The organism is Pseudomonas vranovensis (genome assembly GCF_040438935.1).
GTDB classification, from domain to species: domain Bacteria; phylum Pseudomonadota; class Gammaproteobacteria; order Pseudomonadales; family Pseudomonadaceae; genus Aquipseudomonas; species Aquipseudomonas vranovensis.
The window spans coordinates 2,012,448-2,038,492 of record NZ_CP159259.1 but is presented as its reverse complement, the minus strand read 5'-3'; the positions used below and the strand labels follow the sequence as shown (position 1 = coordinate 2,038,492).

The following is a 26,045-nucleotide window of genomic DNA, read 5'->3' as shown; positions in this document are numbered from 1 at the left end:
ATTTTTCGACCTCTTGTTACTTTAAGCCCTTCAAAGGGGCGTATAGCTCGTTATCTCTTATCAGCGGGCTATTTGTCTACGTCGCGATTCGGGGGCAGATGAAGTGCGACAATGTCATCGTCAGGATCGCCATGATACGGGTAGATTTCACGCACACGAGGGTCATGGCCAGGCACTATATGATCCGGGGAGCTGGCCCTTGCAAGGAGCTTTCGATAGCCATCCAGCATGGCACCCACGTCCAAGACGACTGGGAATGGGCAGTCTTCTTCCATGTTTGAGTAATAGTGGCTGGCATCAGAGGCAAGCACGACCCACCCTCTTGCGGTATGCACTCGCACGGCCTGCAGGCCCATCGTATGGCCACCGATGTGGAGTAGTTCAATGCCTGGGGTCAACTCGACATCCCCCTCGTGGAACACCACCCTCTGTTGATGAACGCCTCGAACGAGGTTGACCACATCCTCCACGTTGAATGACTGACGTAGCGGGCGATACAGCATGTATCGCCCGGTGGCGAATCGCATTTCCGACTCTTGCAGGTGGAATCGGGCTTGCGGGAGCAGATCCACGTTTCCGGCGTGGTCATAATGCATGTGGGTGATGATCACCTCGGTGACATCCGCTGTACTCAACCCCAGCGCTTCCAGTGCGCGTATTGGGCAGCGGAGCAGACGACGACCACGCGCGTCTGCAGCAGCTTGATTGAAACCGGTATCAACAAGGAAAACTTGCTCTTCGCGACGAATCAGCCAGATGAAATAGTCCATTGGCATGGGCAGATCATGGGCGTCGTGGGTATCGATGAAGTTTTCTCGACGCACACGATCCACATAGGCATATCGAATCGCGAATACCTGGTACTCGGGTAGTGCGTTCATGGTGCCTCCAAATTGCGTTTAGGCCACTGATCATTGATCAGTGGCCTCAGATCAGGCGTGCTCTGCTTCCCAGGCTTTTATTGCCTCGCTAGCCACTCGGAATGCAGCGAGGGCTGCGGGTACTCCGCAGTAAATTGCGGCTTGCATCAGCACGGCGCGGATTTCTTCCTTGGTAACGCCATTGGTCAGAGCTCCCTTCACATGAACACCTAGCTCGTGATGCTGGTTCATGGCCGTCAGGGCGGACAGGTTGATGATGCTGCGTGTTTTGAAGGGTAGGGTGTCATCGCCCCATACAGCGCCCCAGCAGTACTCAGTGACGAGTGCCTGCATCGGGCGATTGAAGTCATCTGCAGCCGACCAGGACTTTTCGACATGCGCGGCACCGAGTACTGCTTTTCGGTTGGCAAAGCCTTTATCAAAGAGATCATTGCTCATTGCGAGATCCTAATTTCAGTTGGGGTTATGAGGACGGGTTGGAACTTCGACGCCGGCCCATTGCTCGATCAGGCAGGTGATGCGGGTGAAGTCAGCGTTATCTCCAAAGGCTGCGCGAGTCATGTTGAGCACCTGGCGAACGCTGCTTCCAACTGGCATAGGAACACCCATAGCCTCAGCCTCGTCGAGGCAGAGACGGGTATCTTTCAATGACAGCGCAGTGGTAAATCCGAAATCGAAGGTGCGCGGCAACACGGCGCGCGGCAGCTTATCTGCGGTAGCGCTGTTACGCGCACTGCCGGCGTTGAACACGTCAAGCATGACTTGCGGGTCGAGCCCCGCCTTCACGCCCATTACAAGAGCTTCGCAGGAAACTGCCAGTGCGGTTACGGATACCAGGTTGTTGACCAGTTTCATGGTCTGGCCGAGCCCTGGCGCCTCTCCACAGAACAGCGGCTTTCCGATGCACTTCAGAATCGGAAGCAGCTCCTCATAGGTGGCATTCGGGCAAGCCACCATCAGTGCGAGGGTGCCTTTCTCCGCACCTGCTGCGCCGCCACTGACCGGACAGTCTACGGCTACAACATTCTTGGATTGAAGTCCTGTGGCCACCGCTTTGGCAGTGCGTGGCCCGGTGGTGGACAAGTCGACGAAAACGCGAACCTTATCGCCGTGTATTACCCCGGCATCGCCCAGCGCAACCTTCTGGACGATGTCCGGCGTCGGGAGGCTGGCAAATACGATTTCAGCATTGTCAGCGACGGTTTTCGGATCAGCCGCATGGGTAGCTCCCAGTGCCTGTAGGCGATCGACAGCCGCTTCATTCAGATCAAAAACAGTGAGCGCGTAACCTGCCTGAACCAGGCGACGAGCCATTGGCTCTCCCATGGTTCCAAGGCCAATAAATCCGAACTTAGGAGTGGACATCGAACTGCGTTCTCCGGTGAGGTGCCATTCAGGCAATGGTGTTTTGGGATGTGAGTAAGCGCTGGAGAAGAGAGCGCGCGAGATTGATCTCCACATCGCTCACTTCGTGCGGTCGCTTCGGGAAAATGCTTAACCGACCGCGGCCTCCCATCTGGGTGAAGACTTGGAGAGTTTCTTTTGTGCGCTCCAAAGGAACCCACTCATCCTCGTCCCCGTTGGTCATAACGATCGGGGTTTCCCCCAGGTCAGCTCCGGTTGACCATGTCATCCCCCTTGGGCCGATGAGCCCTCCAGTGAGCGAGATCAATCCACCGTAGGTGCCTGGATTGCGGTACACGTACTCACACGCCAGGCATGCGCCTTGAGAGAACCCCAGGAGTACGAGCTTTTCCCGCTTGACGGACATCTGCTCAAGCGTGGTGAGGGCAGTGGTGATGCTGTCTAGGGCGAAATCCAGCCATGGGCTGTTTTCCTCAACAGGTGCCATGAACCGGTTTGGGTACCAGGTGTTGTCTGCCGCCTCCAGTGCCAGATAAGGCATTTCGTCGAGGCCAATGCGTTGAGCCACCGCAAACATGTCCGCAGGTGATTGGTGTCGACCGTGAATCAACACTGTGGCTACGCCTACTTCCCCAGGCTGAGGCCCGAGGAAGTGGATAGATTTAGATAGGTGGGGGTTAGTGGTCATGAACCACCTCAGTACTTCAGGGGTTCAAGGTAGGCGGCAATCTCTTGGGCGCGAGCACCTAACTGCGGAGGGATCTGAATGGTTTTGCCCAGATCCTCGAACGGTTCGTCTACAAGGAAGCCTTCAGGCTTAGATACAGCAGCCTCGAACAACGCCCCACCTGGAGTACGCACGTATACGGAGTCGAAGTAACCACGGTCTTTCCGGTCGGAAACGTCGGTGTAACCCATGCCTTCGAGATGAAGCTTCACGCTGCGTTGCACATCGAGGTCGGCGACCTCGAAGGCGCAGTGGTGCACTGTGCCTTCGCCATATGCCCAGGAACCTTGAGGCAAGTTGGGCTCCAGCTGGAAATCGATGATGGTGCCCGAGCCACCATTACCCACCTGATAACGGGAGAACCCTCCGTCGGTGTCGAGCAGTTTGCCTGTCCAGCCGTAATGCATGAATTCAGCGGAGTTCTCCATGTCGCGCACAGATACAGTGATGCCATGAGTACCTCGGATGCCGAACTCCGATGGGATGACACCATTGGAGTACGGTTTGCGGTTGTCGTCTTTGATACCGACGAGCTCGTACTCGATGCCACACGGGTGCGTGAAATGCAGCAGTCGCTCACCGAACCGCTCCACCAGAATGGGGGTGAACCCGTGGCTGGCCAGGTGCCGTGCCCAGAACGTCAGGGACGACTCCGGAACCGAAAGCGCCAAGGTCTTCACCTGGCCGCTTCCGCGGCGCGCTTTTCGACCGGATTGCCGCATTGGGAAGCAAGTGATCAGCGTGCTTTCCTCGCCGATATCGTTGCCGTAGTAGAAGTGGTAGATCGGCTCTGAGCCGTCGTACAAGCCAGTTTTCTTGACGCTTTTCAGGCCAAGGACTTTGGTGTGAAAGTCGTAATCTTCCTGCGCACCACCCACGTTCAGCGTGATGTGGTGATGGCGAAGAATGTGCGGATTAAGTTCCATGGTTATCTCCAGGGGCGTTGGGTCAACAAACGCCTGTTAAGGGCGGCGGCCGAGAAACGCGTTAGCAAGCAGTTGTTTAATGCCGTCCGCCTCAATCGGCCTCGGATTCCAATACGGAGAGGAACAGGCAATTTCGACGGCCTGCGCCAGGTCTTGCTCGCGCAAACCGATATCTTTCAGTTGGGTCGGAGCTCCAAGGCTCACAGCCAGGTCATACAGGCCTGCTGCCGCATCACTCACACCTCCCAATGCCCGACAGATGCGTGCCATTGCATCCGGGGCGGCCGCGGAGTTGTAGGCGGTGGCGTGCGGGAGGACGATGCTGTGGGTTTCGGCGTGGGGGAGATTGAAGGTGCCACCCAGGGTGTGGCAGAGCTTGTGATGGATCGACATCCCCACCGCGCCCAGGCATACGCCGCATGCCCATGCTCCGAACAGCGCATCGGAGCGGGCTTCCAGGTCTTCTGGATTCTTTTGGATACGGGGCAACGCACTCGCCAAGGACGCAATACCTTGTTCGGCCAGTTGCGAGATCAGCGGATTTGCATCTTTGGAGTAGAGCGCTTCAACTGCATGAGCAATGGCATTCAGCCCGCTTGTCACGGTGATTTCAGGGGGAAGCGTGAGGGTCAGGTCGACGTCGTAGAGCACAACTTCTGGCAGCACCTTCAGCGTGCGCTGGGTTGTTTTCAGGCCGTTCTCTGTTTGGCCAATGATCGGGGTGGCTTCCGAGCCTGCATAGGTGGTCGGGATGACGACCTGCGGCAGGTCGGTATGAAGTGCAATTGCCTTACCAAGGCCAATGGTTGAGCCACCACCCAGCGCAACTACGCAGTCAGCTCTGGTGCGAGCAACATACTCCAAGGCATCATTTGTCACGTCGACTGGAGTGTGCATGGTCGCGTTTGCGTAGAGCCCTACAGCCAAGCTTCCCAGTTGCTCACAAAGGCGCTCACCATCGCGCTGTTGATGCTTGGTTGTAAGAACCAAGGCGCGGGAAGCACCCAGGGCTTTGATCTCGTCAGCAAGCTGCACGATGGTGCCGGAGCCGAAAATCACACGACTTGGCAGGGCGTTGTAAACAAAAGGTTGCATTGAAGCTCCAGGATGTTGGGCGGTTTCAGGTGAGTTTTGCGATTGAGTCACCCAGCAGCACCTGCCGAAAGATAGTGCTCTGGCTTATCGCATCACTGCTTCAGCCCAAGAATTCCAGGAGGGCTTGGCGCGCTTCTGCGGATTCATCAAGTGGCAGGTGACCGGCGTCCTCAACAACTTTCACTTGAGCTCCGAAGATGTTGTTTTTCCAAGACGCGGCTTGGCCAACCGGAAGCATTCGGTCTAGACGACCCCAGATAATCAAGGTGGGGGCGTCGATATGTTGAAGCTGCTCCGCCATATTGGGGTTATCCAGCCCGCTCTGACTTAGCAGTCGCATAACAGCGCCACCCTCTCTGGCTCGCATGCTCATGAACTCTTCGTCTGGCCCATTTGGAAGAAATGGCAGAAGAACTTGCATGTCGTTTACGAGGTAGGAAGGGAAATCTTGGGGCGGGATGGCCGAGAGATCAGGCAGTGGGTGCTCTGGGACGGTGAGGCCCGCCGGTGCGGCGAGAACGAGCTTGGTGACACGGTCTGGGTAACGAGCCGCAAACTCTGCAGCGATGCGTCCACCTAATGAACTACCGATAAGGTGCACGCGCTCTAGACCCAGTGTGTCGAGCAGCTTGGCGTAATGGTCGACGCAATCCGAAACAGAGTTGATGCTTGCGTTATCCTCAGACAGACCGAAACCTGGGTGATGTGGCAGATAGACTTTGTGCCGATCCATCAGGCCCGACGCAAAGCCGAGGCCATGCCATGTACCTCCGCCATGCAGGTACATCACTGGGGTACCTTCACCTGCTTGGTGAACAGCAACGACCGCGCCGTCGATCTGGTAGTACTGGCGTTGCCAGCCCGAAAAATCGACACGGCGATCCCCACTCGGAAGCGTGCTCATAGATACCTTCTTTTTATGATTGTGATATTGGATGGTCAGAGAGTGCTGCTAGGGGAGCTGCCCTACACCTATCTATGGATAGGGAGGGCAGCCTCCAGAGCGCTGGAGAGTTGGTCTGCTGCACCAGGCTTGAGCCGCACTTGAAATCGTTTATTGGCTGCTGCGCGATGAGTGCTTTCAAATTCAATCACGAGATCACCTGTCTCTGGCTCTTGCCGCACTACGATTGGGCCGTCGATGACCGCAAGCTGGAAGACCATTTTCTCCATGTCAGTCCACCAGCTTTAGCTGCCCCTTCATCAAGGCCGAGTGGCCAGGGAATGAACAGAAATAGGTGTAACTTTCGGCAGGCGACAGTTCACTTACGTTGAAGGTGACGCTGGTGCTTTCACCCCCTCCAATCACTTTCGTGTGGGCAACCACTCGACTGTCATCCTCCCTCAGGTAGCTTTTTGCGCTACCAGCAGCGATACCGTCAGTGGCGATCGCCTGAACGTCACTGGTTTTACTCAAGACCCAGTTGTGCCCCATTGCCGCGGCTGGCATTCGTCCAGTGTGCTGAAGCGTTACGGTGAACTGCTTGCAGCTACGGCTGACGGAAACCTCTTTCTGCAGGTAGGTCATTTGGTCGGTCGAAGCTACGGTTGTCTCGCATTGCTGTGCGAAAACCGGGGAGCTCATTACCAACAGGGAAGCTAAAAGAATGCGGGGCAACTTGATATCTCCGATGGTGATCACTGCTTTGTTCCTTGTTTGGTTAGGTAGTCCGCGATCGCATTGAGCTCCACATCGGAAATCTCAGTCTTGCGGAAGAACGGCATGATGGTGACCCCGTTGCGCACGAAGTACTTGACCATGTCCGGCGTCAGATCGGAGCGTTGCTCCAGAGCCTCAGGCAGGGCTCCCTTGTATTTAGCTCTCAGGGCCAAGGTTCCAGGATAGGCATCACCAGGTGCGTGGCATGCAGAGCACCACTTTTCGTAAACCTGCTTGCCGAGATCCGGATTACCTTCTGCGGCGAAGCACTGGGCGGCGGCGAGCAAGGAGCTCGTGAGAACGACTAGGAGCCTCATACGGAGTCGCCTCCTTTGTACCGATGCTTATCTCGAAGATGTTTCGGCCAGATGCCATAACGCCCTGGTGAAAGAATCCCTTTGGGATCTACAGCATCCTTAATCGACTCATGGAAGCGCAGCAGGGCATGGTCACCGAAGGAATAGGTATCCATCACATCTGCCTGGAATGTCGGAGCAGTGCGGTACTCCCCCCAGCCATTGTCAGCGGCCACCTTGATCAGGTGTCTGAACACCTCTCGGCTTCTTTTGTTCTGTGCTGGATCCTCGCTGATGAACAACGGGATGATGAACGTGAAGCTTCGCTCCCATGAAGGGACGGGCACGATCATAGCGAAGATCAATGGAATGCCTAATCGACGAGCCTCTGTACCCAGCACTTCGTTGATCTTGAGAACTTCTGCACCGTCACGAGGAATGACAGGGGAAAACCAAGCATGCCCATGTGTAGGCGGCGCTGGGTTCCAGTTCGAGCGGGCCCCGATGGCGAATGTCCGCAAATTTGGGATGCCAAATTGCGCTGGGTATTCGACCTTTTCTGCTTGCTCAGGTGTGAGCGGGAGTTTATAGAACTCGTGCTCAGCAAACTTGGCGTCAGGAAATGCCTTTTTGAAGCGCTCCTGAGCGTATTCCCACTGGGCGCGAATGACTTTTTCTGGGCCATAAAACGTGAGGGCACACGTCCAGAAGGGGATGCCCTTTTTCTTGGCGTAGGCCTCGTACTCCTCCGGCTTGGCGCCTCGGCCTAGCAGTGCCATGAACTCGGGATCCTGCTCTTTTGGGCCGTGTGCGAGGAACTCGTGAAGGCCGGCGAGGCTAGGAGTACCCATGGCAGGGCTGTTGATGTCTGGATAGCCAGTGAAGATCTTCGAGTTCTCCAACTCCGTCATCAACTCAACCAGCGGAACCATGTCGCTGTACTGAGAGAGATGGATGTGGCCTTTTAGGAAGGCCTCTGGCTCGGGCATCAACCAGAACCCCATTTTGGTTACAATCCCGAAATTCGATTGGCTGAAGATCCCGTCGATTGCCGGGCCAAAACCGGTTTTATACATTGCCCAGGTTTTGGATTTGGGCATGGCACCCATTCCGGTACGCATCACCTCACCGTTGGCTAGCACCACCTCCATGCCGCAATGCGCATCGAAATGATTGCGAAACTGTGCCGCGGTGTACCCCGCACCCCGATCCATGGCGTTACCAACCATGCTTCCCCAGCCCGGATCTGGTACGTCAAGCCACAGCTTGCTCTTCTTTTCCTGCAGGTAGCGGTACATGTCGAAATAGCTGACACCTGGCTCGACAATGCAATAGGCCTGTTTTTCGTTGACCTCGATGATGCGATTCATGCGTTTGAGGTCGAGTACGACGCTACCGCTGTAGGTTGGAGCCGAGCCGCCGTAGCCGAGGTTCTTGCCGGTAGAAATGGTGTAGAGCGGAATGCTGTACTGATTTGCTATCCGAGCAATTTCTTGAACTTGCTCGGAGGTATCTGGGGCAACGGCAGCTGATGCTAATCGTTCTTCGGCTTCACCCATGTAGGGCGAATATGCATCGCGATAGAGCTTCAGGTCTTCATCGCTGGTAAAAACCCATTCTTTTCCGACCACGTTGGCGAACGCGCTCAGAGCTTTCTGGAATGTTGCGGAATCGATACCGGGGGGTAGCATTGGAGTTCTCCTGGCTACTTATTTTTATGTTTGTAAAGGAGTGGAAGGCGCTTAGGAGACTTGGCTTGCTGGGACGATTACCCAGGAAACGAGGTGCTCACCCAGCCTCCCTTTGCTGGTGACTTCTCTACTGGAGCGATGGCCGATGCACTGCGACGGTGAGCAGGAGCCCAGAAGGCTGGCGAGCTCACTCGGCCATAGGTTTTCGTGTTGAAGCGCGAGCGTTGACTGCGCAGTTAGCAGGGCCGGAGCGTCGATGATGTGGGTGATTTCACCCCGGCCCATATCCCGATGCTCGACGCGCATGAGGACTTTCATGCCGCGATCCCACGCGAGGCGTTCCAGGCAGAAGAGCTGATCTTGGGTGGTCAGGCCCATGATCGATGCTTTGCCTTCTCGCCATAGTGGATCGAGGTGCTTAAGCCAGATGGCCGTGATATCTCCATTCGTAGCTAGGTGTGGGATACCCATGGCGGCCGCCCGGGCTCCGAAAGCACTGCTCATTGGAAAGCGGCGGTCAGAAAGGATGGCTTTCAGCTGAATGCTGGATTTCAGATCGAATGCTTTCGCGACCCCACCCAAACCAAGCAGGGGAAGGAGGCTTGTTGCGAGACCTGCTTTGAGTACGCTACGCCGCTTCATTTGTGATTCACCAATGAGCGGTAGGCATGGGAGAAATGATCAGGCATTACGGCGCGCTCCGATGATGTTATTGACGGGATCCGTCCTGGATCACTTTCATCGGGATGTTTACTTAAGCGCGCAGCTGCAACACCTACCCAAAGATAGTCGCAGAGTATCGCCGCTCAGCGCCTATCTGAGTGGTGTTTGGCGTACTCACGAGGCGGCATGCCGAAATGGCGGATGAAGAGTCCTCTGAATGCTCGTTCCGACTGATAGCCTACGGCTTCGGCAATTCGGGCCACGCTGCTTCGCCCCTCAAGTACGAGTTCAGCTGCCAGTTGCATCCGGCGCTCGATCAGGTACTCGATCGGTGTTTGCCCGGTACGCTTTGAAAACAACCGGCTGAAGCTGAACCGAGACATTCCTGCCTGATCAGCCAAGCGCTCCAGTGTCCAAGGGTGTTCTGGCTTGCTATGGATTGCTGCGAGTGCCCGGCTGATTCGGGGGTCATTGATTCCGCTAAGCCAGCTGCTGCTTCCGGCGGGCGTATTCAGCACGTACGCACGAACCAGACTGGTAAAAATCAGTTCGGCCAGGTGCGAGGCCGTGGCTGTGTAGCCAGGCGTGTTTGCGCTCTGTTCGGCGGCCAGAAACTCCAGCAGCGATGGAATCCATGGAAACTGCCCCCTGGCACTACGTTTCAACGTGATCACGTCTGGGAGGGCCCGCAGCAGATGATTGTCGGTGGCGCCACCGATGAGGATGCCCATGGTCAGAACGCGATCGGTGTGTGGCGCCATTCCCAGGGTCAGTCCATGTAGTGGAGTGTTTTGCCTGGAGCCCGCAGTGAGCCATGGGAGTTGCTTTAGCTCCCAATACGTTTCGAGTGCTACGCAGGGCGCGTTTGGAGTCGAAGCAAACGAATATCGAGGGCCGTGCAGGATAAGCGCGGCATCTCCTGGCTCAAGGAGCTGTGGCGGTTTGTTTTCCAGCATGAGCCAGAACGGTGTATCGATCGCGCAGAACATGTATGCGTTGGCTTGAGTCATGGCAGGGACATCCATCCCCCAAGGCGCTCCGCAGTGGAAGATGCCGACCGAGTTCGCGCCAATTTTTAGCGACAAAAGCACTTCGCCCAACAGATCCATTTTCTGCTCCGTGTGATAGATACAGCCGATTTTTAGCACAAGTCGGCGTGGTTGCGATCATTCCCTCCGCGTACTTTGAATGCTGGCGATCAATGCCACAAAAACAACAACGCCTATGAGGTGAGTCATGTTTATCCGTAATTGCTGGTACGTTGCAGGCTGGAGCGATGTTTTGAAGGGGCAGGAGTTGTTTCCCTGCCAGATCGCCAACGAGCCCATCGTGATTTACCGCAAGGCAGATGGTTCGCTCGCAGCGCTTCAAGACCGCTGCTGCCACCGCGCCGCGCCTCTCTCGATCGGGCGCCGTGAAGGTGATCACCTGCGCTGTCTCTATCATGGGCTGCGGTTTGACGAGACCGGCAAGTGCGTAGAAATTCCTGGGCAAGATCGCATCCCTCCGCAAGCCCGCGTACGCAGCTTTGCCGTGATCGAGCGCAATAGCTGGATTTGGGTGTGGCTGGGTGAAGAGGCCGAAGCAGATCCGGATCTTATTCCACCTACGGTAGCCTTGGATGACCCAAACTGGATCTTCCGGCACGGCTTCATGGACTACGATGCCAATTACCAGTTGGTGCATGACAACCTGCTGGACTTTTCGCATCTGACCTACGTGCATCCAGATAGCTTCGGTGTGGGTGAAGACTGGGCTTTGACTCGCCCAAAGGTTACCCGGATGGAGCGCAGTGTGAGGGTAGAGCGTTGGTTACCCAATCAGCCGGTACCAAATCACATCAAGGCTGAAACTGATTCAGAAGCCCTGGACATGTGGATGTACTATGACTTCTACATTCCTGGCGTAATGGTCATGTATTCCGAGGGCTATCCTGCGGGCACCTCTGAACGTTTCAACGGCGAACCTCCCGTAGGTATCGAGCCAATAACACGAGATGTGACAAATCAGTCCATTACGCCGATGAGTGCGCAGCGTTCGCGCTATTGCTACTCCTGGGCGCCGCGGCTGAAAAGCGGCAGCACTCAGTTGGCTGACGGCATGATTGCCATTGCAGAAATGGCATTCAGAGAGGATCGAGAGATCATCGAAGCGCAGCAACGTTCGATGAATCTGGCGCCTGATGCCGTGCTCGTTCCAACGACCTCCGATACCGCGCTAGGCCAGTTCCGATGGATCCTGGAGCGGATGCTGAAGGCTGAACAAGACGCCAAAGGGGATGCCGTTGTTCAGTTCGCTGCGGCACAAGCCTAAGCTCATCGCCACTGCTCTCTGACTCCCATCTGCCCGGCACTCAGACGAATGCCGGGCATGCTCGCTTCTCAAACCTTCAGTGGATGGCGCGCTAGCTCAAAGCGTTGGCGGCGTCTGCATGAGCAGCGCGAGCCGTAAAAGGGAAGGAAAAAAGGGTGCTTCATTTTGCACGTTTGGCCTGCCAGACCTCGCTGAAGAAAGCGGTACCTATCTCTCTATCTTTGGATAGGTGCTCCTGTTTGGTACCGACTCTAGTTTGCATCGTAAGGATCAGTGTCTGATTCGTTCGTCATGACTGCTGGGGCGCCTTTGCCGGGTCTCTGCGTAGACACACAACAACCGGAGAACAACAATAATGAAGAAAATGACTCTGCCCGCTGGCCTTGCGCAGAACCCGCCGTTGACTCTATCGGCCTTGGTGGGCGCGATGTTCCTGGCAACCAGTGGCACTGCTTTGGCGGTTGAGTTTGAGAGTGGCGACCTCAAAGGTAGTTGGGATAACACGATGAAGTATTCGCTTGGCTCGCGCATCAGCAAGCCCAGTGATACCAATCTTGCGAATGCCAACACGGATGACCCAGAGCACAATTTTGAACGTGGTTCTCTGATGATGAACCGCTTTGACTGGCTGACCGAACTGAACATGCGGTACCAGAATTTCGGTTTGTCTCTCAGCGCTGCAGCCTGGTATGACGACGTTTACAACCGGCACAATGACAACGACTCGCCTGGCACCTTCAACCCATACTCGGTTTCGAACAACGAATTCACCGATCAAACCCGAAAGTGGGCAGGCAGCAAGATTGAACTCATGAACGCGTTCGTCTCCGGGCAGTTCAGTCCCTTCGATGTACCGGTAAGCGTTCGACTTGGCCAGCATACCCTTCTGTGGGGGGAGAGCCTGTTCTTCACCGACAACGGCATCGCAGCAGCAATGGCGCCGGTCGATGCTTACAAGGCTTTGAGTGTTCCAAACACTAAGGCTCAAGAGTTGTTCCTGCCGACCAAGCAGCTGTCGATGAGCGCCATGTTCGAGGGCGGCTGGACAGTAGAGGGGTTCTATCAGTTCCAGTGGGAAAAAACTCGCATTCCTCCAGCCGGCAGCTTCCTGTCCTCAGCCGATATTCTTGACGAGGGCGGGGAGCGGATTATCGCGGGGCCTGGTGCTTACTTCTATCGTGGAAGCGACGATGAACCCGACGCCCCTCAATTTGGCGTCTCGTTGCGCTGGCGTCCGGAGTCCTTAAACCTCGATCTTGGCTTGTATGCCATCCAATACGATGAGAAAACTCCCCAGGTTGTGGTTAGTCCGTCGGGCGGTTTCGACCCTGTCACCGGTTCCATTGGTAGTTACCACCTGCGCTATCAAGAAAGGGTGAAGCTCTACGGTATCAGTGCAAACACTACCATTGGTCAACTGAACATTGGTGGTGAGGTGTCGTATCGCAAAGATGGCTCCCTGCGCGCCGCCGCTGATGTCCTCGATCCGGACGTTACCGGCGACACCGTTCATGCACAAATCAACGCCATCTATGTGGGTAATGCTGGGGCTTTGTGGGACGGATATACGCTCGCCGGCGAACTGGCCGGACATCACCTGACGAAAGTCACCAAAAACAACGAACAACGTGACGATACGTTAGATGACACTGCTTACGGCGTTCGAGGACTGGCGACCTTTGACTACTACCAAATTATGCCAGGTTTGGATATCCAGGTTCCGATTGGTGTTGGTTACAACATCAAAGGCCGGTCGCCCATCAGTGCTGCCTTCAACAATTACGGATCTGATGAAGGTGGCGATGTCAACATCGGGATCGTCGGCATTTACCAGCAGGACTGGAAGCTTGGCCTCAATGTCACGCACTTCTTCGGCAGCGAAGACAATAACTACTATAGTGGGCGAGATTTTGTGATGGCCTCCCTGACCCATACATTCTGATTTGTATGTGCGCATGATGTAATGCCAGGAGTCTTTTCGTAAAATCCATACGACGCATATATTAGGTCTTTACTACTTCTTGGGAGTCGCTGTGTTTGCTTAGGCCTCCAGTTACCTCCTGCTGCCAGTAAGTAGAGCAAACGCTTATGCGGTCGGGGAGGCCTAGCGCCCGATGCCCTGATCCGGGCAATGGGTGATGTAAAACACTCCCTGGTGGTAATGGGTGGATGAGGTCGTCCATCCATTGCCTCCGCACTAAATAACTTTCCTGCTAGGCCCCGCCGACATTTTAATTTGAAATGCCGTCGGGCGTCGTTATCAAATTTACAAGCACTTATACCTTTCAGCGAATACTGGAGCTCTCCGTCAGTTTTCGCTAGAAGGCTTGGTGCCTGTTGCACATTTCGGCCAGCAATTAATAGGCATGACTTAATTTTTAAGCCTGAACGAGAGTTGCTGCTCAGGGTTAGTTGCTGTCGACTAAGGAGTCCAAATGTGGAAGTCACTCGATAATATTTCGGTGAGCAAGAAATTGTCCTATGGTTTTGGAATTACTGCGGCATTGGCGTTAGGTGTCGCTGCTACAGGGTTTTATGGGATCTTCTCGCTCTTCGAGCGTGGGGACTTGATGACAGGGGTATCTGAGAGTCAGATTTTACTGCTGAAAGCTGAGGTCGCGCAGCAAAGCTATCGCATCGATGGTGTGCTGGAGTCCGCTCGAACGGCGAATGAGTTGCTGGATGCGGTGCAAAATAAGCTAAGCGCGCTGATTGAAAAGCATCCGGACAGTGCCCAGGTGCCTGCGCTGGATGAAATGCGACGCGCAGCTGCGGACTACCAAGGTCTTTTTGAGCGCATCAGGCAGAAGCAAGAAGTAGAAGCTGCCAGCCTGGCAGAGGTTGAGGCGCTGGAGCAACAAGCCAGGAGGCTCATCGAAAAAGGGGAATTCGCTTACATTGCTCAAGGGGAGGAGATGCTTGAGGTCAGTCGTCGAGTGCTAGCACTACTGGGACTGAGCTCTCTCTTGCTCGTCATTGTCGCCATTTGCTCTTCCATGGTGCTGCGTCGTCAGATTGTGAGTCCGCTTCATCGATCGGTAAGCGCCTTACGCGCCATCGCTGATGGTGATCTGCGGGCAGAATTTGATGACCGTAGGAAGGATGAACCGGGTCAACTACTGGCCTCTATGCAGTGCATGACACTAGGACTGCGGGGGATGGTGGAGCGGGTAGTCCAAGTGGTCGAGCAGTTGGGTAACGTCGCGACCGAGTTCTACGGCGTGAGCTCTCAAGCAGGTGTGACTGCCCGTCGCCAAACGGAAGAGGCTGAGCAAAGTGCCTCGGCGATGGTGCAGATGGCAGCAAGCGTCAATGAAGTAGCAGGGCATACTCAGCGAGCATCGCATGCCGCACGACAAGCTGAGGAGCAAGCCAGATCAGGCGCCGAGCTAGTCGCCGATGCGGTCGAGCGCATTAACAGGCTTGCAGATGGCGTGACAGCAACAAGGACGAGCATGATTGATCTGACTAAGGAGAGTGATCGGATTGGAAGCATTCTTGAGGTCATCCGCTCTGTAGCAGAACAAACCAATTTGCTCGCGCTAAATGCCGCGATCGAGGCTGCTCGGGCGGGCGAACAGGGTAGGGGGTTCGCAGTGGTCGCGGATGAAGTGCGCGCTCTGGCAAAGCGAAGCCAAGGCGCAACCTTGGAGATATCCGCCACGATTGACTCGCTTCAGGCTCTTATCCGCCACGCACTTTCCCAGAGTGAAGTTTGCCTTGGTCAAGCGCGCCAGGCCGTTGATCAAGCGGGCCTTGCCGATACCGCACTGCAAGCGATTACCAAGTCAGCGTCGCTCATTGGCGAGATGAGTGATCAGATAGCAACCGCGGCAGTCCAGCAAAGCCATGTCGCGGAGCAGGTCAGTCGCAGTGTCTTGCGTGTCCGGGACGAAGCTGAGGCAGGCGTTGCAAGTGCGAGCGAAAGTGGGCACTACAGTGAGGAGGTCAGGAATCTCAGTATCGAACTTCAGCGGTGGGTCAAGCGGTTTCAAAGCTAAACGGCCACGGCAAGAGGGGCACTAAGGGGAGGGCAGACCTCGACGTACATCGATCAGGATGGAGGTCATTCACCGGCGAGGTTTGCGGCGTCTGCACCTGCTTGGCCAGGGGCAGGCGCTCCGGTTGCCATCACGACGTCATATCGGATGCAAGCGAGCTTGGATTCCCCATGAGTCATTGCCTTGCAAGGGAGCGCTGAGGATGCAGTCGACATCTACTCGATGACGTCGCAGGTGAGGTCAGCAATCTCTTCGCTCATCAGGGTTTCTGGATAGGCACTTCTTATCGGTATTGCGTGGTAAGCAGTCTTCAATCCCGATGCTCATTGTCCGCCTCCGGCCCCCTGCGCCGCTCCTGCCGAAAGATAGTGATCCCGTCCTCGGCCGCTTAGTTAGATAGTGACTCTATCTTTCGATAGGTGTGTACATGCGACAGCAGAAATAGGTTAAGTCATCGGTCTGTCCGAAGGCCGAAAACGGCAGGCGCCTGATCCCGCATGGCGATGTCCTGAGTGTGCAAGAGGATGGCACTGAGGCGTTCGTAGTGTGGAATGGAAAGGCCAATCGAGCCCTCGGCTTCGCACTCACTGCGCTGCCGAACCCGATACGCCGCCGGAACTAGCCTCTGCAATAACAACAAGAGAACCATACGCATGAACAAGAATAAGATGGCTTTGCTGCTGCTATTCCCGCTTTGTATGGCAAGCAGTGCGTACGCAGCTGTTAGCGCCGAGCAAGCTAAGCAATTGGGCACCACGTTGACGCCTGTTGGCGCAGAGGTGGCAGGCAATGCTGACGGCACCATCCCCAAGTGGACAGGCGGCTTCCAGCAGAAACCAGCTGGGCACCAACCAGGATCGTTTTCGCCCATCCCATTCCCTGATGAAAAGGCCAAGTTCCAAATCACCGCTGCTAACGCTGATGAATACAAGGCGAAGCTCTCCGAGAGCGTGTACTACATGCTCAAGAACTACCCGGACTACCGCCTTGATGTGTACGACACACACCGTACCGCGTCAGCTCCGCAGTGGTTCTACGACTATGCGGCAAAGAATGCTGTAAATGCCACGTCAGCCAAAGATGGCCTGGCTATCGAGAACGCCTACGGCGGCACTCCATTCCCGATTCCGAAAACCGGCAGTGAGGTGTTGTGGAACCACCTGTTGTCCTGGAAAGGGACTGCGGTTGATACCCTGTACCGTCTTTACATGGTCGATGGCAGTGGACGTCGCTCACTGACGTCCGTCATCGACATCAATGAATTCTTCCGTTACTCCTTACCGGGCGGTGAAAAAGACTTCGATGGCTGGTGGTGGTGGCACCGAGCGAAGACCACTGCTCCCGGGCGTAGCGCCGGCGAGGCGCTGGTTGGCCTGTTCCCGAACGACTATGAAGCCCGCCAACCTGGTTCCTGGCAGTACATGCCTGGTCAGCGTCGAGTACGCAAGCTTCCAAACGTTCAGTTTGACACCCCAAACTTCTACGTCTCCGGCCTGGCCCAGTTTGACGAAGCGTATGGCTTCTTCGGCTCGCCTGAGCAATACGACTGGAAGCTGGTAACCAAGCGTGAGATGTACATTCCCTATAACACGAACGCACTGCTCGCTGCAGACCCTGAAAAAACGTTGGGTGGGAAATTCATTGATCCGTCCGTAGTTCGTTGGGAGCTGCACCGTGTCTGGGAGGTGGAAGGCACCCTGAAATCCGGCAAGCGCAACGCGGCACCAAAGCGCAAGCTCTTCATGGATGAGGATAGCTGGGCCATCGTCGCGTCCGACCTTTACGATGCCCAGGGCAAGCTGTGGCGTGGTGGTATTGGCTACACCGCGGTCAGTTATGACCTGCCAGGTGTGATCACTCTTCCTTATCAAAGCCTGGATTTCCAGCAACGTGCCTACACGATTGCTGGGTATATCAAGAATTACACACCGGTTGAACCGCGCCCCCGCTCTTACTTCACCGCTGAAGCACTCACTCAGGACGCTCTTCGCTAAGTTGCTTGAATGAGAGAGCAGCGGCGTTCTACGCCGCTGCTTCGCGATCGCTTTTACATCGGTGAATGGTATGTTTAATAAGAAAGTTGGACGAATCGCGGCGGCGTTCATGCTGAGTGGTGCTGCTCAACTGGGCCACGCAGAAGTGCTTCCAGTCCCCGAAGTACTCAAGCAGCCAAGTGTTGTGGTCATTCATCCAGAAAAAAGTTATCTGCTCAGTGTAGTCAGAGCGGGTGATCGCCTGGTAGCTGTCGGTGAAAACGGGCGTGTGATTCTGTCCGACGATGGCGCCAAGACCTGGCACCAGGCGAACGTCCCAGTGAATGTTCTGCTGACCCAAGTACGCTTTGTAACTCCCAAGGAAGGCTGGGCAATCGGTCATCTAGGCGTGGTCTTGCATACGAGTGACGGTGGCTCCAACTGGGAGGTACAACTCGATGGTGTAAAGGCTGCGAGCTTGTTCCTGGATCAAGCTCAGCGCGTTGTTGCTGAAAAAGGCGATCAAGACCCTGATGCAGCAAAAGCTCTCAGTCAGGCTGATTTCCTGGTGCAGGATGGCCCGGATAAGCCATTTCTGACGATGCAGGTGGACGATGCAAAACGGATCACCATCTTCGGTGCATTCGGCCTTGCGTTGAGCAGTCCCGATGGCGGTAAAACCTGGCTGCCGTTGCAAGCAAAAGACTTCAACCCAGGGTCGCTTCATTACTACGGTAACGCTTCACGCGACGGCATAGCGTGGGTGGTGGGGGAGCAGGGCATGCTGCTTCGCAGCCTCGAAAATGGGTCTTACCAGCCTGTTGAACAGCCGTATGCAGGCACGCTCTTTGGCGTGGTCATGAATGACAATGCTGCTATTGCGTTCGGGCTACGCGGCAACGCAGTGCGCTCACTGGATCACGGGCAAAGTTGGCAGCAAATCGATACCAGCACATCCGCCTCCATTCAAAGCGGCTTGGTGTTGAACGACGGGCGCATCCTACTGTTTGCGGAGAACGGTCAGATCGTCATGGGTGACAAGCTGTCCAATAAGTTTCAGGCCATTGACCAGCAACTTGCTCCGGCAGCGGAAGCAATCGAGATCGGTACCAACCAGTTGTTACTGGTAGGCCCAAGTGGGGTGCAGACCCTGAGTCTGTCGGCAGTGGAGTCTGCACAATGAAAGTTGAAATTCAAAACGCGAATGTGCCGTTCGATCCTGCGGCCGGCACCGTACTGGAGCGAGTCCTGTTCAGCCACCGCGGCCTGATCGTACTCATGTGTCTGCTGGTAACGCTGTTCCTGGGTTTCCAAGCGAGGCACCTGGAGCTGAATGCCAGCTTCAAAGCAGTGATCCCAAATGATCATCCGTACATTCAAAACTACCTGTCCCACGAGGACGACCTAAAGGGCCTTGGCAACAGCCTTCGGGTAATCGTAGCCACTGAAAATGGCAATGTACTTGACCCGGAATTCTTGAGCACCCTGCAGAAGGTCAACGATGAGTTGATTTTGCTGCCCGGTGTCGAACGTTCTTATGTCCAATCGCTTTGGACGCGTGGTGTTCGTTGGATGGCGGTAACTGAAGAGGGCATTGACGGAGGCCCTGTCATGCCGGACTCGTTCGATGGCTCCAAGGCGAGCATCGAAGAGCTTCAGACCAACATCATGAGATCTGGAATTGTCGGGCGCTTGGTGGCCTCGGACTTCCGTTCGAGCGCAATTGTGGTGCCCCTTCTGGACTACGACGCGCAAGCCGATCAGGCACTCGATTACGGAATGCTCTCAAAACGCCTGGAGACCATTCGCGCCAAGTACCAGAAAGACGGAATCACCATCCATATTGTTGGTTTCGCCAAGGTCATGGGCGACCTCATTGATGGGCTCCTACAAATCCTTATCTTCTTCGGCATAGCAGTGGTCATCGCCACGGCCATGGTTTTCTGGTTTACCCGATGCCTGCGCAGCACGGCCATTGTGGTGGCTTGCTCTCTGGTCGCGGTGGTGTGGCAGCTCGGATTACTGCCCATGATCGGATTCCGCCTTGATCCCTATTCAATCCTGGTGCCATTCCTCATTTTCGCCATCGGCATGAGCCACGGCGCCCAGAAAATGAATGGCGTGATGCAGGACATTGGCCGCGGAATGCACCGAGTGAACGCAGCCCGCAACACATTCCGTCGTCTATTCATGGCCGGCTTCACTGCGCTGGTGTGCGACGCAGTGGGTTTCGCAGTGCTTATGCTGGTGAACATTGAGGCGATTCGCCAACTGGCAATCACTGCGAGCATTGGGGTGGCGATCCTAATCTTTACCAACCTCATCTTGCTGCCCATTCTGTTGACCTATACCGGAGTGAACAACCAGGCGGCTGCCCGCGCGCTCGCTCAGGAAAAGGCTGCGCTGGGGGCACCGAGCGGATTCTGGAGTTTTCTTGATCTCTTTACTCAACGCCGCTGGGCGGCCTTGGCCATCGTGATCGCCATTGGGTTAGGCGTCGGTGGTGCAGCGATTTCAACGCGCCTTCAGATCGGCGACCTGGATGCCGGCGCCCCTGAGCTCCGTGCTGACTCTACTTACAACCGTGACAACGATTATCTCACCAAGCATTACGCAACCAGCAGTGATCTCCTGGCCGTCATGATCACCACACCCCCGGATAAGTGTGCAGACTATGCGACCTTGGTAAAGATGCGCGCGCTGCAGCAACGGTTGGAGCAGCAACCGGGGGTTGTGCTTAGCAACTCGTTTGCCGATCTCGCCAAACAGCTGGGCTCGGCATTCAACGAGGGAAGTTTCAAATGGGCAGAGATCGTACCTAATCAACGTGTGTTGAACTCCATTGTGACTCAGGCACCTAGAGGCCTGTTCAATGAAGACTGCAATCTGCTTTCTTTGTACGTTTACCTGGCTGACCATCGAGCGGCCACCCTCCAAGGCGTCGTTTCAGAAATTGAAAGCTTTGCGCAAGAGCACAACACCGATGACGTGAAATTCCTCCTGGCTGCCGGTACTGCCGGTATCGAAGCTGCTACCAACCAGGTGGTCAAGCACAACAACTACCTGATGCTGTTCGGTGTGTACACCGCTGTTGTCTTGTTGAGCCTACTCGCGTTCCGCTCCTGGCGAGCTGTGCTGGTTGCCGTACTACCGCTTTTGCTGACCAGTATTCTGGCTGAGGCGCTGATGGTGGTGCTCGGTATCGGACTTAAGGTGGCAACCCTACCGGTCACCGCGTTGGGCGTGGGCATTGGGATCGACTACGCGCTGTACATCCTCAGCGTTACGTTAGCCTGTCAGCGCGCCGGCGCCAGCCTGTCCGAGGCATATTCCCGATCGCTGTTGTTTGTTGGGCGTGTGGTGATGCTCACCGGGATGACTCTGGCCGCTGGCGTAGCGACCTGGATGTTTTCACCGATCAAGTTCCAAGCCGACATGGGCTTGCTGCTGGCATTCATGTTCTTGGTCAACATGTTCGGCGCCCTGATTCTTCTGCCCAGCCTGGCCGCGTTCCTTCTTCCTGACTCAAGGAGGAAAGCTGAAAACGCTGCACCGGCCACTACGCAGGACGCCGAGAAACGATGCTTTCACGTCGAGAAGGAGAAGGCATGAGTAATCTCAAGTTCGACTTCGCGGACAAGACAGTCCTGGTGATTGGCGGAACCTCTGGGATCGGACTTGCAACAGCTGATCTGTTTGCGAGTTCTGGCGCTCAGGTGATGGTGGCAGGCCCAGACGAAGACCAGGGGCGGGAGATCGTTGCCAAATTTTCTGGAAGCGTCGCCTTCCACGCGGTTGACGTTCGAGACGAGTCGGCAGTGAAGTTGTTGATTCAGGCAATGACGGAGTGCTGGGGGCGAATTGATATCGCCATCAACAATGCCGGTATCGAAGGGCCTTTTGGCCCCGTGGAAGCGCTTTCGGATGAAGATTGCCAACGTATCATCGACATCAACCTCAAGGGCATCTGGCATGGAATGAAATATCAGATCCTGCAGATGCTCTCCCAAGGAGGCGGAGTGATCGTGAACACTGGCTCCAGTGCGAGTCTGAGAGCCATCTCAAACGTCGCAATGTACAGCGCCAGCAAACACGCTATTGCGGGACTGACCAAGGCTTCTGCGGTTGAGCATGGCAGGAACAATATACGGATCAATGCAATCGCCCCGGGCCCCGTACGCACAGGCCTGTTGGAGAGGATGGTAGGTGGCCACATCCAGCTCGATGAGATCGCCAATATGGTTCCGATGGGGAGAATCGCGGAATCCTCAGAGATCGCTTCGGCAATCGCTTGGCTGGCTTCGGATAGCGCCTCCTTCGTGACAGGGCACATCCTCGCAGTGGACGGAGGCCTCACGGTCGCCTGACCACACTCAAGCCTGGCGCCTGATGGTTTGGAAAAGGTAGTTGCTGCCGTTTCAAGCTGTCAGGCGGTGAGATGTGAGGGAGGGGGCGAGCTCACTAGACCCAGTCCCACGTGGGCGGTGTCTTGGCCCCACATTGATAGTGCTGACTAATGATCATGACCAAATCATCGCTAGCCTTTCTAAAGATAGGTTAAAAACCTCCCAGGGAAGGATGAAATGGTATCAAGTCATTCCCCTAGCGGAGCGGTGAAATGAAAATAAAAAAAATGTTCGTTATGCTAGTTTGCCTCGGTCTGTTCGTAATCATATCTATTGGTATAGTCCCTCCCAAGAAGACGCCTCCCTCATTGGGTGTTGCATGTTTTAACCCACATTATCCCTGCCTCGGGTTGCCTGCAGCCTTCACGGGCTGGCCAAATCTTCGATAGGCCAACTTAAAACTTCGCTCGACCACCGACTTCTAATCAAGCCTGGTTGCAAGGGCGATGTTGTAAACCAAAAGTTTTATCTGACATCTTCAGCGCGCAAAGCGGCAGGTGGAGCTGTAGGCTGCTGAGTAGATGACCAATTAAGTGCTAGTGCTCCACTGGTGCGGGCTCGTGCGGGGCCCATTTAGAGGCAGCTACTGCTGCCTCTCTTTTTTCTAACCGCACTTCAGCCACCAGAAGGGTTGTTGCCATAACGATCTTCAGCCAGCCTCGCTGCGTCGCACTCACTCACGACCTCTTGCCATATCTCTCTGCTGAGTTTCAGCTCGGGACTGGTTTGCATCGCCACGTTCACACTGGGCTCCAGAACGCCGGCCATTGCGTGCAGCGGCTCGCGTTTCAAAGCACTGTCGAGTGCGGCGGTAGCATCAATCTCTGCGCCTAGAAGGGCTGTAGCAGCCTCTCCAGCCAGCTTCATGGTTCCGTATCTATAGGAAGGAGCTCTGGGCGACAACAGACGTCGACGTAGCGTCGTTTTCTAGGGCGGGGGTTCGCCTTCACTGAGAGCTACCTGGACGGTGTGGGCCCGTTCCTAGCGTACAGCCGTTTGTGCAATCTGCGCTTGCCCAAGGGGCTCATGACAAATCCGGGTGTCGAAGCTCAGCTTTCTGCAGCGTAAACAACAAACCCCCTGACCAAGGTCAAGGGGTTTGTTGTTTGGCAAGCGTCAGTTCTGGCTATGTGCGGCTGTTTATAAATCCAGGACGAGGCAAGCTGATTTAGCCCGGGAGCAGCACGGGGTGAACTGGTCGTTCTTGGCTCTTTCTTCTGGGCTGAGGAAGTAGTCCCGATGATCCGGTTCCCCATCGAGTACTCTGGTGACACATGTTCCGCAGATTCCCTGCTCGCAGGAGACGGGGATACAAATGCCGGCAGCATCCAGGACTTGGATGACGCTCTGATCCGAGGGTATTTGAAAGATCTGGCCTGTACTGTGGATCTGAACCTCAAAGGTACCGTCGTCGCTTCTGGAGGTAGGTGCGGCGGCAAAATATTCCTTGTGAAGGTGTGCCTCCGGCCAACCGTGCTCCCTGGCCGTATTCAGAACGAAATCCATGAAGCCTGTCGGGCCGCACACATAGATGTGACTGTCCTTGGGCTCTTGGGTAAAAAACGCCGGGGCATTCAGCTTCTGCTCAGCAGCGCCAGAGTCGAAGTGAAAGTGCACACGATCCGCGAAAGGAAGCCCCTTCAGCTTTCGCACAAAAGCAGCTTTTTCTTCTGCTCGGGCGCAGTAATGCATCTCGAAATCCTGGTTATTGGCGGCCAGTCTCTGAGCCATGCTCAGAATTGGAGTAATGCCAATCCCTCCGGCAAAAAGCACGCTGCGTTTCGCCTTCACGTCCAGGGGGAAAAGATTGCGAGGCTCGCTGATCTGAATGACTTGTCCGACACGCAACTGTTCGTGAACTGCTCTGGAACCGCCCCGGGATGAAGGATCCTTCAGGACGCCGACGCAGTAACGATGGGTTTCATCAGGGTGGTTCCAAATGGAATACTGACGAATAATCCCTTGAGGGAGGTGAACGTCGATATGCGATCCTGCATCGAACACCGGCATCGCCCCCCCGTTAGCAGGGACGAGCTCAATGCTGATGATGTCTTCAGCCTCGAGGCGGATCGCCGAAATCACCACGTTCATCATGACGCTGCTCCTTTGATGAGTAGAGCAGAAGGTTCGCGTTCAGCGGCTATGATGCGATCAAGGATTCGCCGAGATTGTACCCCTCCAGCGTCGATGTTCAGCTTGAGCAGTGCTCGCTCAGGGTAGGCGAGGAGGTTCTGCTGCTGCTGTTCAAGCATCTCCAGGTCTTCGGAGAAAATTTTGCCTTGTCCCACACGGATGGTTTCGGTCAGCTCTTCGTCACCAGGCTTGAAGTTTCGTGCCATTCCCCAGAAGTACCAGATCGAGGTATCTGTCTCGGGGGTGATGAAGTCGACCACGATGCTGCCAGCCTTATGTGTGGCATCTGCGTCGTAGCCACCCTTGCCGGCATGCGCAACACCGACCTCGATCAGGACATGGCTTGGAGGGGAGAATCTGCAGATCTGCCAGCGATCGACGGGCACATCATCGGCCAACCCGTTACCACGCAAAGCTGCTCTCCAGAACGGGGGAGCCATTACACCTTCCATGAAGCGGCTGGTGACGACTTTCTCACCCTCAACGCGGGTATGCACAGGCGCCTCGTCAATTTCTTTCTGACCAATGCTGGACGCGTGTACGTAGGTCTCATGGGTTAGATCCATGAGGTTGTCGATCATGAGGCGGTAGTCGCAGGCAATGTGGTAGAGGCCACCACCATATGCCCAGTCGGGGCTTTCAGCCCACTCAAGATGATGAATGAGCGCAGGGTCGGCTTTTTCGGGGTCGCCAGGCCATACCCAAATGAACCCATAGCGTTCCTCAACTGGGAAGCTCTTGATGCACGGGAAGCCTTGCACCCTCTGATTCGGCATAGACTCTGTCTTACCGTCGCACCCCATCACCAATCCGTGGTAACCACAAACGAGCTTTCCATCTTCTACCGTTCCCAGGGACAGCGGGGCGCCGCGGTGCGGACAGAAGTCCTCCAGGGCGGCGACACGACCCTCTGGGCCACGATAAAAAACGATCTTCTCGTTACAGATACGCCGGCCCAGCGGTTTTACCGCAATCTCGTCCGGGGTGCAGGCTACGTACCATGCATTTTTAGGAAACATCATCGGGCTCCTGTTGTTGTTCTCTGGATCCAACGATGGAGGGATGACAGGCGTAAAAACACTATCTTTCGATAGCAGAAGGGCGATTCATCAGGCCGTACATCGAGATGTCATCTGGCACGCCCCGTGACTCATCCAAAGATAGGTGGGATGCTGGCCCTAGCTTGTTTAAAGTCAGGATCTTCTCCAATGGATCCAGTGGATAGCACATGAGCGGGCCTGGGCAGCGAGTATTGAGCTTACTTAGAAAGATGATCATGGGCGGTGAGTTGGCCGCGGGACAGAGGGTGCTAGAAATCCCTACCGCTGAGCTGCTAGGCGTATCGCGCATGCCGGTGCGGATGGCATTTAGGGTGTTGGAGCAGGAAGGCTTGCTAGTGCGTCAAGGTGTGCGTGGCTTTAGCGTGCGCCCTATGACCATGGACGACTTGATTGGGGCTGTAGAGGTACGAGGTGTGCTGGAGGGGTTGGCAGCGCGGCAGGCAGCGGAGAGAGGGGTTCTGCCAGATTTCAAGGCAACACTTGTGCAGTGCATTGAGCAGGGAGACCGACTGTTCGAAAAGGGGTATGTCACAGAAGAGGATCTTGCGGAGTACCACGACATCAACAGGCGATTCCATCACGTGATCGTTGAGGCGAGCGGCAATGAAGCTATTGCGATGGCCCTCGCCCGGAATTCGCAAATGCCATTTGCGTCAGTCAGTGCATTATCTGTCGACCGAGAACATCTGCAGCAGGAGTATCGACGCTTTAATTTTGCGCACATGCAGCATCATGACGTAGTGGAGGCAATCTCTTTAGGTCATGGAGCTAGAGCAGAGTCGATCATGCGGGAGCATGCGAACGTAACACTGCGGTATGCCCGATTGATGGAGTGTTGAGCTATTTCCCAGGAA

24 protein-coding genes are annotated in these 26,045 nt (G+C 55.5%); 8 read left to right on the top strand and 16 right to left on the bottom strand.

All coding sequences use genetic code 11. From position 1 onward, the window contains the following. Nucleotides 1-68 precede the first annotated feature (68 nt). The 13 genes from ABVN19_RS09465 to ABVN19_RS09405 form a co-directional block, all read right to left on the bottom strand. Nucleotides 69-881, bottom strand: coding sequence for an N-acyl homoserine lactonase family protein (locus ABVN19_RS09465; RefSeq protein WP_105642537.1), 813 nt, complete (start codon nt 879-881; stop codon nt 69-71). A 51-nt stretch (nt 882-932) separates the two neighbouring features. Beyond that, nucleotides 933-1,319, bottom strand: coding sequence for a carboxymuconolactone decarboxylase family protein (locus ABVN19_RS09460; RefSeq protein WP_105642536.1), 387 nt, complete (start codon nt 1,317-1,319; stop codon nt 933-935). Between the two features lie 15 nt (nt 1,320-1,334). Then, nucleotides 1,335-2,246 carry an NAD(P)-dependent oxidoreductase gene (locus ABVN19_RS09455; RefSeq protein ID WP_105642535.1) on the bottom strand — a complete coding sequence of 304 codons (912 nt, stop codon included), beginning with the start codon at nt 2,244-2,246 and terminating at the stop codon, nt 1,335-1,337. Between the two features lie 28 nt (nt 2,247-2,274). Further along, nucleotides 2,275-2,934 carry a dienelactone hydrolase family protein gene (locus ABVN19_RS09450; protein ID WP_105642534.1) on the bottom strand — a complete coding sequence of 220 codons (660 nt, stop codon included), beginning with the start codon at nt 2,932-2,934 and terminating at the stop codon, nt 2,275-2,277. A gap of 8 nt (nt 2,935-2,942) precedes the next feature. Next, the gene (locus tag ABVN19_RS09445; RefSeq protein ID WP_105642533.1) at nt 2,943-3,899 is read right to left on the bottom strand and encodes a VOC family protein; all 957 of its coding nucleotides are present in this window, start codon (nt 3,897-3,899) and stop codon (nt 2,943-2,945) included. A gap of 36 nt (nt 3,900-3,935) precedes the next feature. Then, nucleotides 3,936-4,994: a maleylacetate reductase gene (locus ABVN19_RS09440; RefSeq protein ID WP_105642532.1), complete on the bottom strand. Its 1,059-nt coding sequence runs from the start codon at nt 4,992-4,994 to the stop codon at nt 3,936-3,938. A gap of 100 nt (nt 4,995-5,094) precedes the next feature. Continuing rightward, entirely contained in the window at nt 5,095-5,898 is an 804-nt protein-coding gene (locus ABVN19_RS09435; protein WP_105642531.1) for an alpha/beta hydrolase, read from the bottom strand. A gap of 68 nt (nt 5,899-5,966) precedes the next feature. Next, nucleotides 5,967-6,167, bottom strand: coding sequence for a hypothetical protein (locus ABVN19_RS09430; protein ID WP_105642530.1), 201 nt, complete (start codon nt 6,165-6,167; stop codon nt 5,967-5,969). Between the two features lies 1 nt (nt 6,168). Further along, nucleotides 6,169-6,579 (bottom strand): azurin, encoded by a 411-nt coding sequence (azu, locus tag ABVN19_RS09425; protein WP_105642582.1) that lies wholly within the window; start codon nt 6,577-6,579, stop codon nt 6,169-6,171. Between the two features lie 53 nt (nt 6,580-6,632). Continuing rightward, nucleotides 6,633-6,941 carry a cytochrome c gene (locus ABVN19_RS09420; RefSeq protein WP_218274692.1) on the bottom strand — a complete coding sequence of 103 codons (309 nt, stop codon included), beginning with the start codon at nt 6,939-6,941 and terminating at the stop codon, nt 6,633-6,635. A 26-nt stretch (nt 6,942-6,967) separates the two neighbouring features. Then, a complete protein-coding gene (locus ABVN19_RS09415) occupies nt 6,968-8,641 on the bottom strand; it encodes an FAD-binding oxidoreductase (protein WP_105642528.1) in 1,674 nt (557 codons plus the stop codon). Between the two features lie 51 nt (nt 8,642-8,692). Continuing rightward, nucleotides 8,693-9,283 carry a hypothetical protein gene (locus ABVN19_RS09410; protein WP_105642527.1) on the bottom strand — a complete coding sequence of 197 codons (591 nt, stop codon included), beginning with the start codon at nt 9,281-9,283 and terminating at the stop codon, nt 8,693-8,695. 164 nt (nt 9,284-9,447) lie between these two features. Continuing rightward, nucleotides 9,448-10,413, bottom strand: coding sequence for an AraC family transcriptional regulator (locus ABVN19_RS09405; protein ID WP_105642526.1), 966 nt, complete (start codon nt 10,411-10,413; stop codon nt 9,448-9,450). A gap of 127 nt (nt 10,414-10,540) precedes the next feature. Here ABVN19_RS09405 and ABVN19_RS09400 point away from each other — a divergent pair, with 127 nt between their 5' ends. The 7 genes from ABVN19_RS09400 to ABVN19_RS09370 all read left to right on the top strand — a co-directional run bounded on the left by ABVN19_RS09400 (nt 10,541) and on the right by ABVN19_RS09370 (nt 21,958). After that, a complete protein-coding gene (locus ABVN19_RS09400; protein WP_105642525.1) occupies nt 10,541-11,617 on the top strand; it encodes an aromatic ring-hydroxylating dioxygenase subunit alpha in 1,077 nt (358 codons plus the stop codon). Nucleotides 11,618-11,972: 355 nt separating this feature from the next. Beyond that, on the top strand, nt 11,973-13,559 hold the full coding sequence (locus ABVN19_RS09395; protein WP_105642524.1) for a DUF1302 domain-containing protein: 1,587 nt from the start codon (nt 11,973-11,975) through the stop codon (nt 13,557-13,559). A gap of 493 nt (nt 13,560-14,052) precedes the next feature. Continuing rightward, entirely contained in the window at nt 14,053-15,618 is a 1,566-nt protein-coding gene (locus ABVN19_RS09390; protein WP_105642523.1) for a methyl-accepting chemotaxis protein, read from the top strand. A 653-nt stretch (nt 15,619-16,271) separates the two neighbouring features. Further along, the gene (locus ABVN19_RS09385; protein ID WP_158259243.1) at nt 16,272-17,612 is read left to right on the top strand and encodes a DUF1329 domain-containing protein; all 1,341 of its coding nucleotides are present in this window, start codon (nt 16,272-16,274) and stop codon (nt 17,610-17,612) included. A gap of 70 nt (nt 17,613-17,682) precedes the next feature. Next, nucleotides 17,683-18,774: a YCF48-related protein gene (locus ABVN19_RS09380; protein ID WP_105642521.1), complete on the top strand. Its 1,092-nt coding sequence runs from the start codon at nt 17,683-17,685 to the stop codon at nt 18,772-18,774. After that, complete coding sequence (locus tag ABVN19_RS09375; protein ID WP_105642520.1) at nt 18,771-21,203, top strand: MMPL family transporter; 2,433 nt, start codon at nt 18,771-18,773, stop codon at nt 21,201-21,203. Before ABVN19_RS09380 ends, ABVN19_RS09375 begins: the two co-directional genes overlap by 4 nt. Then, a complete protein-coding gene (locus tag ABVN19_RS09370) occupies nt 21,200-21,958 on the top strand; it encodes a glucose 1-dehydrogenase (RefSeq protein WP_158259242.1) in 759 nt (252 codons plus the stop codon). The genes ABVN19_RS09375 and ABVN19_RS09370 overlap by 4 nt, the downstream gene beginning before the upstream one ends. Before the next feature lie 654 nt (nt 21,959-22,612). Here ABVN19_RS09370 and ABVN19_RS09365 read toward each other — a convergent pair. The 3 genes from ABVN19_RS09365 to ABVN19_RS09355 form a co-directional block, all read right to left on the bottom strand. Further along, nucleotides 22,613-22,864: a hypothetical protein gene (locus ABVN19_RS09365; RefSeq protein ID WP_105642518.1), complete on the bottom strand. Its 252-nt coding sequence runs from the start codon at nt 22,862-22,864 to the stop codon at nt 22,613-22,615. Nucleotides 22,865-23,137: 273 nt separating this feature from the next. Beyond that, a complete protein-coding gene (locus tag ABVN19_RS09360; protein WP_105642517.1) occupies nt 23,138-24,091 on the bottom strand; it encodes a PDR/VanB family oxidoreductase in 954 nt (317 codons plus the stop codon). Next, nucleotides 24,088-25,149, bottom strand: coding sequence for an aromatic ring-hydroxylating dioxygenase subunit alpha (locus ABVN19_RS09355; protein WP_105642516.1), 1,062 nt, complete (start codon nt 25,147-25,149; stop codon nt 24,088-24,090). Before ABVN19_RS09355 ends, ABVN19_RS09360 begins: the two co-directional genes overlap by 4 nt. 209 nt (nt 25,150-25,358) lie before the next feature. Here ABVN19_RS09355 and ABVN19_RS09350 point away from each other — a divergent pair, with 209 nt between their 5' ends. Next, nucleotides 25,359-26,030 (top strand): GntR family transcriptional regulator, encoded by a 672-nt coding sequence (locus ABVN19_RS09350; protein WP_105642515.1) that lies wholly within the window; start codon nt 25,359-25,361, stop codon nt 26,028-26,030. Nucleotides 26,031-26,045 lie beyond the last annotated feature (15 nt).